Raw genomic sequence first — 11,483 nt, forward strand, 5'->3', positions numbered from 1 at the left:
TTATCGGATATAGAGAAATAACCAAGGGCGAGGTTTATCTGAAATGTGAAAAATGATTTTCGTCGCCATCGAAGGTGCGAGGGCGATTTTGAATATCAACACATTCCGTGACGCAAGTCTCGGTTGGAGAAATACGATGTCCTTCTCTTATTCCAAACTGACGGTGGCTGTGGCTACCTGTTTGGCCGGCTCTGTGGCCATGGCCGCTGACGTTGAAATTTACGGTAAGGTTGACCTTGGTCTTGAATACTCCCATGTTTCAAGCGACATTGCCGGTGACAGCGATAGCTTTAAGATGACCAACGGCGGCTCCCGTTTCGGTTTCAACATCCGTGAACAAATCAACAACGATTGGGCTATCCGCGGTTACTTGGAAAACGGTTTCAATGCCGATGACGGTAAGTTCACGACTTCCGACACGCTCTTTGACCGCCGTATGATTTTGGCCGTTCAATCGAAGACTTACGGTGAAATGGGCTTTGGCCGCATGGGTACGGTGATGTCTACGAACTCTCCGTATGCATTGGGTATTGCTTACGCTGACCCGTTTGAAACCGGTTACACGGCTGACTACACGATTTCCGGTCTCTTTGCTACCGATAGCCGTGCCAATAACGCCATCACCTACTTCACGCCGAAGATCGCTGGCTTTAAGGCTGGTGTCACCTGGTCCTTCCAACGTGCTGGCCAAGAAGAAGAGGAAAATGATCATAACGACCGCGTGTTAGCCGGTTTGCTCACTTATGAAAACGGTCCGATCTATGTCTTTGGCGGTGCTTCCACGATCATGTGGGGCAACGACAACGAATACGCTGATCGTAAGGATTCCGTTGAAGCCACGGTTGGCTTGTGCTGGTCTGCCATGGATAACCTAAAGCTCTACTTGGGCGCTCAATGGATGAAGGATTGGCGCACGTTGGGTTATTGGAGTGCTGAAGACGGCTCTAAGAATGAAACTACTGGTGTAGTGACGTTGGGTCAAGAAAATGGTGTGGACGGTATGGCCTACATCACCGGTTTCCGTTATATGCCTACCGGTCAGTTGACATTGATCGCCTCCTACGGCTACTTTGATGGTGAACAAGATCGTGATCTCTTTAAAGAAGGTAAGCTTACTGGCTCTAAGACCTATGAAGGTAAACGTCATCGTTTCAGCATCGGTGCCGAATACGATCTCTCCAAGACCACAACGCTTTATGCCGTGGCTAACTACACCAAGAATAGTGGTGAAATGTTAACTGAAATCCAAAAGGGTGCTTTTGATTCCAAGTATGGGGCCTTGGTCGGTATCACGCACTGGTTCTAATTGAACCTTTAAAGCTTGAGTCTTTTTACCGGTCGGTGTTCATTCATCGACCGGTTTTTGCGTCTAACGAATGTGTTCTTCGTGCGAAACGGCAGGTGTTAGAACCAAACGTGAACCGATTAACACAATAACTGTAAAGACGATGGCCCAGGCGCCGTAAAACCATGACATGCCCTCAATAGTCACGGGCAACTTCAATTGACCGATGATCAGATTCGGCAAACCCGGTCCCAAATAAGCGGCCAGATAAACCGCCGCCAGCAATCCTGTTCTTTCCTGCGACTGAGCGTTTTGAGTCACAATGCGCAGAGCCGCAGTGCAAGATGCGCCCACGCTGATTCCGCTAAAGACACAGAAAATGAAAAAGAGCACGAAGTTTTCGTTGTGCAGGAAGAAAAACATCAGACAGACACAGCAGCCGAATAGAAAGATAAAAGAGTTGAGAGCCTCTTTTGGTTGCAACCGCTTAATGCAAAAACTGCCTAATGCGTTGGTACCGATGAAGGACAGAAAAACGAAGGCTGCCGTAAGCATATTGGCGCTATGCAGAGCGTCAGAGGCAATCTGTGCGCTATAGGCCTGGAAAAAGCCCCCGACGCCCCAGGTGCCTGCGTAGGCAGCGACCGCCAGGAGGTATTCCTTTTTTAGATGCTTAGGAATCTCAAGCTTTGGAGCAAGCGTTTGCCATAACGTGCCGCTCGGGTGCGTGACGGTTTCTTTTCCAAAAAGTGATAAAACAAGAACAGTTACTAAACCGATAAAAAGGCCGATGAAAATACGTTGATAGCTGATTGTGAAAAGCTCGTAGGCGATGGCGGCGGCCAGTGCCCCGAATAAAAAGCCAATACCGGGGCCGCTTGCGGCAAGCATCGCGCTGATGGATCGGTTATGGGCGGGGGCGGAATCAAAAATCCAGGCCATGGCGCTACCGGAAGCCAAACCACAGGCAAATCCTTGTCCCACGCGTGCCAACATGATGTGAAGGGGGGCGGTGGCAAAAATAACAGCCAGAGAACTGATGGCTCCAATCGTCAAAGCGAGAGCCACGACCGGTTTTCGACCCAGTCTATTGGGCAAACGTGAGCAAAATAAAAGCGCAGGAATGCAGCCTAAGAAATAGCAGACGGCTGTCATGGCCAAGTCTGCTCCCGTCATATGAAAGGTCTGCTGGAAGAGTCCCAACATGGGAACCGGAGCGGAAGAAATGGCAAAGATGGCCACCAAACTTAAGGTCGCCACAATGAATGTGTAGGTATTTTTTTGAATCATTGATTGATCGTGCGTTTTGCTAAAGGCGAGACTATAGCATTTAAGTGGCAGGGAAAATTGCAATGAGGTGACTGACTTGAAAAAGCAAAAGGACGACCGTCCAATCAACGATCGTCCTTTGTTAACGAAGCCACAAAATTAGTTTTTGCCGTTCACTAATTTCGCAAAATTGACAAAGACATTGAAGGCGACAGGGAGGTTCTTTTCGTCTTGAATATCAAAGTCGGGACGATGGTGGCCTTTGTGCTCACAGCCAAAGATGAAATACGCGGCCTGACCGCCGTGAGAGGCGACTTTACGGATAAGCCAAGAGCAGTCTTCAGAACCCGCCGCACCGTGGAAACGAGGCATAAGCTTCACTCCAGGCACCTTTTGGACGGCTTCTTCAATTTTTTCAATGCACTTCGGGCAAACGACCAGTGTTGAAGATTCACCGACGCGTTCAACCTTGGCGCTAACCTGATAAGCTTTTTCCACCCCTTCAATAATATGTTCAACATTGTCGGCCATGAAGTCATTGACTTCTTGGGTTTCACCGCGCACTTCCATTTCCATCGAAGCGTGTGCCGCGATAATGTTGCGGCCTTCACCGGCGACTAATTTGCCTACCGCAACGCGTGAGTCACCGTCTCCGTGGCGGGGAATGCCTTGAATCATCATCGTTGCGCAGGCGGCGGCGACTAAGGCGTTGTGACCCTTGTGCGGAGCATTGCCTGCGTGAGATTGAAGACCGGTAAAGGTAATATCGAATTTGGTAGAGGCAAGGAACCCACCGTCTTGAACCGTCACTTCACCGGAGTGGAAATTGCCGCCCACGTGGCTGCCCACTAACCAATCCACATCATCGACAATGCCGGACTCGGACATGGGACGAGCACCGCGGACACCTTCTTCGGCCGGTTGGAAAAGAACCTTGAATTGACCGCAGAGTTCATCTTTATGATCCCAGAGCCAGTGGGCCACTGTCAGACCAACAGCGCTATGACCGTCGTGGCCGCAAGCGTGCATAATACCTGCACGTTCGCTTGCAAATCCTAATTTGGCAGGCTCGTGGCTGCAATCGTCGGACTCACGGATGGGCAAAGCGTCCATGTCACAGCGAAAAGCCGTCACAGGACCGGGGCGACCCGTATCAATGATGGCGGCAGCCCCCGTATAGCCTTCAGTTTTTTCAAGAAACGCTTCTGGTACACCGTGCTTCTTGGCTCGTTCCATGGCGTCTTTGACTTCCGTTTCATTGCGGCCCATGACGAAAGCAGGATTAATCACTTTCGTGCCAAAAACGTAGGGGATACCCCATTGCTCCAAATGAGAACAGATGTGCCACATCGTCTCAAATTCTGTCCAGCCTAACTCGGGACGTTTATGCAGAGCACGACGTGTTTGAATCATCTCTTCAATGTATTTTTCACTCATTTATTTCTCCTTTCCAAGTAGCATTAATTATGAAAGGAATAAAAAAATCGACAACCCGTGAAAACCGCCAAATAGTTAACTGAGTTAAAACGGCCGACCTTTAAAAGGGTCGGCCGTCAATAAAACCAGTCGTTACTTTAGGGCGTTTTTAATACTGTCTGCGGCGACTTTATTGAATCGGTATTGATTATCCGTGAAGGTTCGCTTGGCGTGAAGCACCCGACCGGGCAAAACTTGCGGATGCGGTTTTTTCACTTCAACAAACGCCAAATCCAAAGCACCGTTTTCGCTGGAATGGATGCCAATGTCACGGCGGTCAATGTGTTGAGGGAAGTTAAGGGTTAAAACCTTCGTGCCGTTGATGGTTTGGATTTTGTAGGATCCATTGGCCACCTTGGGACCATCGACTTCGCAGAACACCTTGCCTCGCTTGGCTTCATAAATTTCAATGTTGCCGGTATTGCCTTTGCGGTTTGTAAAGCGAATGGCGTAAGGTTGAGAGCCTGAGCGCTTTTCGTATCGCAGGCAATTGGGAATCTTGCCCGAGAAGGCTTTCACAAAACCTTCAACGGTTTTCTGACCGGTAAAAATGTTAACCTCAGGAACAATAACTTCTGTTCGTAGGCTGGTCAGTGTTGGCACATAGGCAACCGAGCCCGCCGGGAATTTAGTCCACGAAGAAACGGAATCGGACAATTTCGTGGATTTACCGTTTTGAAGTTTCAAGTAAGAAGCGATGGACTTATCCGAAACATCATAGGCTTTTAATTCAACAGACAGCCCACTTGATTGACCTTGACGGATAACGTTGACTTTGTTGCCCGCGATAGGACGAACGACATTGGCAACGGATGGTCTTTGTAAAACGCCGTTTCTCACCGTCCAATCTTTACTCATACTGTAAGAGAAGTAGCGGGGAGTGCCCTTTGAAAATTCACTGACTAAGCGGTATTGGGAGCCTGCCTTTTTCCCGAGTTTAAAAAAACTGCTGTTTTGATCGTAGAAATGGTAAACCCCGGTTTGAAAGGCACTCAATGTGCTGATATGGGGCAAGGGTTGGGGTTGGCCGGGTAAATCTGAAGCATAAGACAAACCGGCGAGCGACAGTCCGAAAACGGCGCAGGCACTCAACTTAATAATAGAGGGCATAAGAGATCAACCTGAAGAGAGTCATTGAAGAACGCTTTGATTATAGGCAATGACCTTCAGAAAGTTGTTTCAGAAACACGGGGAATTGTTACGAGAGAGTGATGGTAGGCCCGGTGGGGCTCGAACCCACGACCAACGGATTATGAGTCCGCTGCTCTAACCGACTGAGCTACAGGCCCTTCCTTTTTTGAGAAAGGAAAGGTGATTTTAAAGCAAAGTTCTCTTTTGTGCGAATGATAGGTGCCGCCCGGTTAAAGGAGCTCCTTTTTCCACCCAAAAGAGCTTTCCGTTCTCAAGGGGCAGTTCTCGTATATTTGTCGCGTTGCGCTGAGATAGTCTTCCATGGTCTTCGCTTTATAGATGGCTTTCACGGCGCGCTCAGCGTTGTCAAATAAATTGTGCTGAAAGAACCAATATTCCTTCATTCGCATCAGGGCATTTTTTACGTTGCCAAAGGCCACGCAATAGCTCTCTAAAAGAGCATCGTAGTAGGTCTGGATTTCTGACAACGTGGCGACGGCTCCGCCTTTGGCTTTCCGAAAGAGAGCGGGATCGGCCATCAAAGCTCGCCCGACCATGATATGAGCAAGCGGGCGGTATTTTGTTTTCACTCTTTCAAGGTCAGAGACTGTAATGACATCGCCGTTGAAGCCAATCGGCATCTTGAAGGTGTGAAAATAGTGCTCGAAGACGTTTTCCCTAATCTCGCCCTTATAAAAATCGCTTCTCACTCTCGGATGGATAGTGAGAGACTTCATCTGCGGATAATGGTTATAAACATCCGCTAAAAGATCAAATTCTTGTTCATCTGCCCACCCGATTCGGGTTTTGACAGAAATCTGAATAGGTAAATCCGCAGAGAAAATTTTGTCCAGAAAGCGTTGCAACTCAAAAGGTTCCCGAAGAAACCCGGATCCCTTTCCTTTGGCGACAACGGTTCCGGCCGGGCATCCCAAATTGAGATTGACTTCATCGTAACCCAAATCGGCGAGAGCCTTGGCGGCCCAGACAAAATCTTCCACTCGACGGGTAAGAAGCTGAGGGACTGCTTTAATACCGATGTTGACGTCGGGCGCAAGTTCTCGCATTTGACGCTCGGTAAATCGAGGCAAAGTGGTCGGCGTGACAAAGGGGAGAAAATAGGCGTCAGCGGCACCGAAAAAGTGAGCATGCACCCTTCTGAATGGAAAGCCAGTGAGGCCTTCCATCGGGGCGACGACCAACAAGGGATCAGTCATATCAGTTAAGTCCAGCTTTCTTTAATTTGCTTTCAAAGTCATTGAGTGAAGAACCCACCACTTTATGCAAAAGCAGTAAAGCAATCACGTTGGGGATCACCATGATACCGTTAAAGAAGTCCGAAAGTGTCCAAACTAAATTAACGTGCGTGACGGCACCCAATACCAAGAAGGCACAGACAATCAGACGATAGACAAAAATACCGCGGCCGTGAAAGAGGTAACGGACGTTTTGTTCACTGAAGAAATACCAGCCGATGATGGTTGAATAGGCAAAGAAGAAAAGACAGATGGCGACAAAGCCGACCCCTGCGCCGCCCAAGCCGACGGAATAGGCTTTTTGTGTGAGCTCAATACCGGTGGTGTCAAAATCCATGACCCCTGTCACGAGAATGACTAAAACCGTGAAGGTCACGATCAAAACCGTTGTGAAAACACCGAAAATGGCAACGAGCCCTTGTTCGGCCGGATGTTCTACTTTGGCAACGGCGTGAGCGTGAGGCGTCGTACCCATACCGGCTTCGTTAGAGAAAAGACCGCGGGCGACACCGAATTGCATGGCTTTAGCGACAGTCAGCCCCAAAGCACCACCACCCACGGCTTCGGGGTTAAAGGCTGCGGTGAAAACCAAATCAAAGGCGGGAATGATCTGATCGTAGTGACAAGCGAGCACGTAGCTGCCGCCAATCAAATACAGACCTGCCATGAAAGGAACGAGTTTTTCCGTGACACTGGCTAGACGGCCCATGCCGCCGAACATGACAACGCCGGACAAAATGGCTACACCGATGCCGGAAGCCAGAAGCGGGATATCAAAGGCGTGATTGAGCGCTTGAGAGACTGTATTGGATTGCACGAGGCTGCCCATGCAGCCCATGGTAATGATGGCGACGGCAGAGAAAAAGACTGCCATCGGTTTAAATTTCGGGCCCAAGCCTAAAGATATGTAAAAGGCCGGACCGCCCACAACGCGGTCATTTTCGCCTGTCACACGATAGATTTGTGCCAATACGGCTTCGGCAAAAATCGTAGCCATGCCGAAAAATGCGGCAACCCATAACCAAAATAGGGCACCGGGGCCGCCTGCAACGATGGCGGTGGCGGCGCCTGCCACGTTACCGGTACCCACTTGGGCGGCGACCGCGGTGGCTAAGGCTTGAAAAGAACTCATGCCGGTCTGGTCGGCCCGCTTGCCAAAAAGCGTTGCGTTGTTAAATAGAAAACGAAGCGCGGTCGGAAAGAGACGGATTTGCACGAAACGAAGTTTGAAGGTATAAAAAATACCGGTTCCGCATAAAAGCGGAATCAAAACAAACACGCCCCAAAGGACACTGTTGATATCACCGAATAATTGATTGAGAAAATCCATCTCTACCTCACATTCTCTTTAATGTGCACGGGAAAAAGCAGAAACTTAAAAGCGCACGCGTTGAAATTATTGAGTGCGAAATCGACTTGAACAGTTGGGTTAAGAGAACAAGAAGTTCTGACGCACGAATATAACTACAATGATTTGTCTGATTCTAACAAAGAAAAGCCGCCCTGCTCCTTTTGTTGTAAGCAAAAAGGAATACATGGCGGCAAAAACGTTGTTAATTCTTTTAATTTATTAGCGATTCTTGGCGTAACGTCCGGCCAACCCGCTCATCCAAGGGAAAGCTTTTTCATGTTTTTCTTTAAATGCCTGAATGCTATCAATGTCTTTCATGGTGGCTTCAAGCATGTCAAGTCCTTCTAAGAGCATGGTTTGGTGACGTTCAGCTAAATCAAAGTGCCAGACCTTTGAACCGTCTTCTGTACGGATTTCTTTGTCTTTAACACTGATCGTCAGTTTGCACGGATGCTCGTCTGACAAATAATCAAAGAGTTCGGCTGATGTTTGAGGGGAAACCTTGGCAGCCAATAAGCCGTTATTAAAACAGTTGGAATAAAAAATTTCTCCGAAACCGGCCGCAATGACGGCTCGAATACCGTATTGCATTAGTCCCCAAACCGCATGCTCTCGACTGGAGCCACAGCCGAAATTAGGGCCGGCAAGAATAATTTGCGTATTTTCAAATCCCGGTTTGTTTAAGACAAAATCGGGATTTGTCGTGCCGTCGGATAAATGACGGTGGTTATAAAGAAGGCCTTTGGCTAAACCGGACTTATCGATGCCTCGCAAAAATTGTTTCGGCATCAACTGATCGGTGTCCATGTTATCGACATTGATCGGGGCGGCAACAGCCGTCAACGTAATGAGTTTTTCCATGATGCTTTACTCCAATTCTGATTTCGGGCAAAGATAACCCATGACGGCACTGGCGGCAGCCGTCTCGGGGCTAACCAAATGTGTGTGGCTGCCTCGACCTTGACGCCCTTCAAAGTTGCGGTTGGTGGTGGAGGCACAGCGCACGCCGGCCTCAAGAATGTCGTCATTCATAGCCAGACATAACGAGCAGCCGCTCTTGCGCCATTCAAAACCAGCGTCTTTGAAAATTTTGTCAAGTCCCAATTCTTCAGCTTGGCGACGAATGAGCATGGAGCCAGGAACGACTTGTGCGCGAACGCCGGGGGCCACATGACGGCCTTTGAGCACCCGGGCAGTAGCTTCTAAGTCGCATAAGCGAGAATTGGTACACGAGCCAATGAAGACATGCTGAATCGGTGTCTTTCGGATGAAGTCACCGGCTTTGAGATCCTGATAGTGAAGAGCGCGTTGGGCAGCCTCCTTGTCAACCGGATCGGAAAACGATTCCGGTGCGGGGATTTTTTCATCAAAGCCAATCGCTTGATCGGGGCTCGTGCCCCAGGTCACCATGGGCTTAACCGAACTGGCATTCAGGCAGACCTCTTTATCAAACTGCGCCTGAGGATCCGAATACAGTTCTTTCACATAGGCCTTCATGGCTTCTTGATCGCTTGCCGAGAGATTTTTGGCGTGATCAAAAACCCACTGAAGCGACTTTTCATCCGGAGCAACAATGGCCCCACGGGCACCGGCTTCAACGGTCAAATTGCAAAGGACCATACGTTCTTCAACAGAAAGCGCCTGAACGCCTTCACCCGTGTACTCAACCACCAAGCCTAATGCGCCGCGAGCTGAAATTTTTCTGAGCACAGCCAAAACCAGGTCTTTGGCGCTCGCCTCCGCGGTCAATTTTCCGTTGATGGTGATTCTCATGGTGCCGGCCATACGGTAGACAAGCGTTTGGGTGGCGAGGATGTGTTCGATTTCAGACGTTCCGATTCCAAAACCCAGGGCACCGATCGCGCCATGCGTTGTGGTGTGGCTGTCTCCGCAAATCACGACCATGCCGGGGCGAACCAGCCCTTGCTCTTCCATGACCACGTGTTCAATCCCTTGAAGGGGATTGTCGGGGCCATAAAAAGCCGCAATACCAAAACGTTTACAGTTACTTTCCAATGTCTGAGCCTGAATAAGGGATGCTTCATCGTAAATTCGACGGGGCGTCTCGTCATGAGTCGGAATAATGTGGTCAACAACGCAAAGATGAGAGTCGGGGCTTAGCACATCAACCTTTCGTTCAATGAGTCCCGCGAAAGCTTGAGGGGAGGTGTATTCGTTGGCAAAGTGAATGTCGCAATACAAAAGCACAGTGTTGGAATCAATGACTTTAACAGTATGCGAGTCAACGATTTTTTGATACAGCGTTTTTGCCATAGAGTCTCCTAGAAACAAGGCTACATTCATGTCGCAAGAATTTTAATAAAAAAATATCAATCTAAGATAATTATTTATTAAAAATTTGAATGAACTACCGCCCACTTACGTGCGGTTTCTTGGGAACGTGTTCCCAATTCTAGCCATTGACGAATATTTTCGCTTGTGTGCAGATTTCGTACAACAGCGGGCGTGTCCACTAAGACGCCCCCATCGAGTTCGAGTAACTTACTCAGCCACTCATCCCCGAGTTCTTTTCGGCCAATATTGGCCGCAGCATTGATGTCCGCATTGATCAATTGGCCTTTTGCCGAACGATATAACCCACGCTTGATTCGCCTGCCGGAAAATACCGGTTTAGCACCGGATTCCTTCTTATCAAATGCGGGGATTTCGTCAAAATCCAAGGCGCTCGCTTTCGATGTGTAGCTTTCTTCCCGTACCGTTACCCGGATGCCATAGTCTTCAGCCTTATAGCGAATCATCTCCACAAATTTTCCATGCGGCAGCATCACGAAATTCTGGTTATTGCGCTTGCCCAGATTGACTTCCTGTTTCCACTCTTGATTGACTCCAATGACAATGTGCCCCACGTCATAAGCCAAACAGTAATTGATGACCAGGCGACTGGCCTTGTGCAACAGATCATGAAGTCTCCAATAGCGCTTTACCCCTTTGGTGCGAATATGCGCGAGGTGTCCCTTGCTGCGAAGTTCAGCAACTTGTTTGTTGTAGTTTTGATTCAGACTCTTTAACACTTTGCCCTTGATCAAAAACGGTCTTACACCGGGTTTGGTCGAAACAAAAGTTGCAAAATTATCGATCCCTAAATCACGAAACAAGGCTTCATTCGAATCCAGAGAAACACTCTTGGATAAATCTGGGTTTGCCGCGGCGGTTTCAATGATTTTTGCCACCGTTATTGCTTTTGCCTGGCAGGGACAGTACGGAGCGTTAAGCGCTAATCTTTTTATTGCGCTGGTCATAGGCTATATCTTTAAAGACCGAATCAAAGATTTATTGAAAGAACAACTGTCAAAACGCTTTAAAAAGTGGATTCCCGACAGGCGTTTGGAAATTTTGCGTGATGAACGTTATCACGTCGGTGATTGCAAGGAGTCGTTTGAATTTTTTGATGTCAGACGTTTGCCGGAACCCGTGCGTCGGCTGCGCCAAAGGGCGCAAAGCGTCAAAGGGATATACGACTGGCGATTTGAAAGCATATTGCTTTATAAAAAAGAGCTGACCGTTAAAACGGATCCGGCCCTTTTTCGAGATACTCGTTATGGTTTGATGGATACCACCTGGTTTAACCTGATGCCGTTTTTAAATTTCATAGTATCGTGCCAAGGAAACTTGCGATTTCAATCGCGAGAGGAATTGGCACTCGCCCCACCGGGGCGATTTTTTTTGTATAATGAATCAATCATGTGATTATATA

10 protein-coding genes and 1 tRNA gene are annotated in these 11,483 nt (G+C 48.6%); 2 read left to right on the top strand and 9 right to left on the bottom strand.

Translation table 11 applies throughout. The features are described from left to right. The first annotated feature begins 52 nt into the window (after positions 1 to 52). Positions 53 to 1,306, top strand: a complete 1,254-nt coding sequence (locus M3080_RS04715; protein ID WP_249092113.1) for a porin — start codon at positions 53 to 55, stop codon at positions 1,304 to 1,306. 63 nt (positions 1,307 to 1,369) lie between these two features. On the opposite strand, the gene M3080_RS04720 is transcribed toward M3080_RS04715, so the two are convergent. From M3080_RS04720 to M3080_RS04760, 9 genes are all read right to left on the bottom strand, one after another. Next, complete coding sequence (locus M3080_RS04720; RefSeq protein WP_249092114.1) at positions 1,370 to 2,575, bottom strand: MFS transporter; 1,206 nt, start codon at positions 2,573 to 2,575, stop codon at positions 1,370 to 1,372. A gap of 138 nt (positions 2,576 to 2,713) precedes the next feature. Then, the gene (locus M3080_RS04725) at positions 2,714 to 3,991 is read right to left on the bottom strand and encodes an amidohydrolase (protein ID WP_249092115.1); all 1,278 of its coding nucleotides are present in this window, start codon (positions 3,989 to 3,991) and stop codon (positions 2,714 to 2,716) included. 132 nt (positions 3,992 to 4,123) lie between these two features. Further along, positions 4,124 to 5,140 carry a hypothetical protein gene (locus M3080_RS04730; RefSeq protein ID WP_249092116.1) on the bottom strand — a complete coding sequence of 339 codons (1,017 nt, stop codon included), beginning with the start codon at positions 5,138 to 5,140 and terminating at the stop codon, positions 4,124 to 4,126. 102 nt (positions 5,141 to 5,242) lie between these two features. Beyond that, positions 5,243 to 5,319: transfer RNA gene (locus M3080_RS04735), tRNA-Ile, on the bottom strand. Positions 5,320 to 5,391: 72 nt separating this feature from the next. Further along, positions 5,392 to 6,378 (bottom strand): tRNA dihydrouridine synthase, encoded by a 987-nt coding sequence (locus M3080_RS04740; RefSeq protein WP_249092117.1) that lies wholly within the window; start codon positions 6,376 to 6,378, stop codon positions 5,392 to 5,394. A 1-nt stretch (position 6,379) separates the two neighbouring features. Next, positions 6,380 to 7,747 carry an alanine/glycine:cation symporter family protein gene (locus M3080_RS04745; RefSeq protein ID WP_249092118.1) on the bottom strand — a complete coding sequence of 456 codons (1,368 nt, stop codon included), beginning with the start codon at positions 7,745 to 7,747 and terminating at the stop codon, positions 6,380 to 6,382. Between the two features lie 240 nt (positions 7,748 to 7,987). After that, positions 7,988 to 8,629 carry a 3-isopropylmalate dehydratase small subunit gene (leuD, locus tag M3080_RS04750; RefSeq protein WP_249092119.1) on the bottom strand — a complete coding sequence of 214 codons (642 nt, stop codon included), beginning with the start codon at positions 8,627 to 8,629 and terminating at the stop codon, positions 7,988 to 7,990. 6 nt (positions 8,630 to 8,635) lie between these two features. Continuing rightward, positions 8,636 to 10,042, bottom strand: coding sequence for a 3-isopropylmalate dehydratase large subunit (gene leuC / locus M3080_RS04755; RefSeq protein ID WP_249092120.1), 1,407 nt, complete (start codon positions 10,040 to 10,042; stop codon positions 8,636 to 8,638). 77 nt (positions 10,043 to 10,119) lie between these two features. Further along, positions 10,120 to 10,959 carry a transposase gene (locus M3080_RS04760; protein ID WP_249092121.1) on the bottom strand — a complete coding sequence of 280 codons (840 nt, stop codon included), beginning with the start codon at positions 10,957 to 10,959 and terminating at the stop codon, positions 10,120 to 10,122. On the opposite strand from M3080_RS04760, the gene M3080_RS04765 reads away from it, so the two are divergent. Further along, the gene (locus M3080_RS04765; RefSeq protein ID WP_249092122.1) at positions 10,946 to 11,476 is read left to right on the top strand and encodes a hypothetical protein; all 531 of its coding nucleotides are present in this window, start codon (positions 10,946 to 10,948) and stop codon (positions 11,474 to 11,476) included. The genes M3080_RS04760 and M3080_RS04765 overlap by 14 nt on opposite strands. Positions 11,477 to 11,483: the final 7 nt, after the last annotated feature.

Origin of the sequence: Parasutterella secunda, from assembly GCF_023336895.1 — a bacterium.
Taxonomy (GTDB): Bacteria; Pseudomonadota; Gammaproteobacteria; order Burkholderiales; family Burkholderiaceae_F; genus Aphodousia; species Aphodousia faecalis.

Bases quoted from the DNA above. Each gene is read 5' to 3' on its own strand.
- M3080_RS04715 (WP_249092113.1), top strand. From the start codon at position 53: ATGATTTTCGTCGCCATCGAAGGTGCGAGGGCGATTTTGAATATCAAC.
- M3080_RS04720 (WP_249092114.1), bottom strand. From the start codon at position 2,575: ATGATTCAAAAAAATACCTACACATTCATTGTGGCGACCTTAAGTTTG.
- M3080_RS04725 (WP_249092115.1), bottom strand. From the start codon at position 3,991: ATGAGTGAAAAATACATTGAAGAGATGATTCAAACACGTCGTGCTCTG.
- M3080_RS04730 (WP_249092116.1), bottom strand. From the start codon at position 5,140: ATGCCCTCTATTATTAAGTTGAGTGCCTGCGCCGTTTTCGGACTGTCG.
- M3080_RS04740 (WP_249092117.1), bottom strand. From the start codon at position 6,378: ATGACTGATCCCTTGTTGGTCGTCGCCCCGATGGAAGGCCTCACTGGC.
- M3080_RS04745 (WP_249092118.1), bottom strand. From the start codon at position 7,747: ATGGATTTTCTCAATCAATTATTCGGTGATATCAACAGTGTCCTTTGG.
- leuD (WP_249092119.1), bottom strand. From the start codon at position 8,629: ATGGAAAAACTCATTACGTTGACGGCTGTTGCCGCCCCGATCAATGTC.
- leuC (WP_249092120.1), bottom strand. From the start codon at position 10,042: ATGGCAAAAACGCTGTATCAAAAAATCGTTGACTCGCATACTGTTAAA.
- M3080_RS04765 (WP_249092122.1), top strand. From the start codon at position 10,946: ATGATTTTTGCCACCGTTATTGCTTTTGCCTGGCAGGGACAGTACGGA.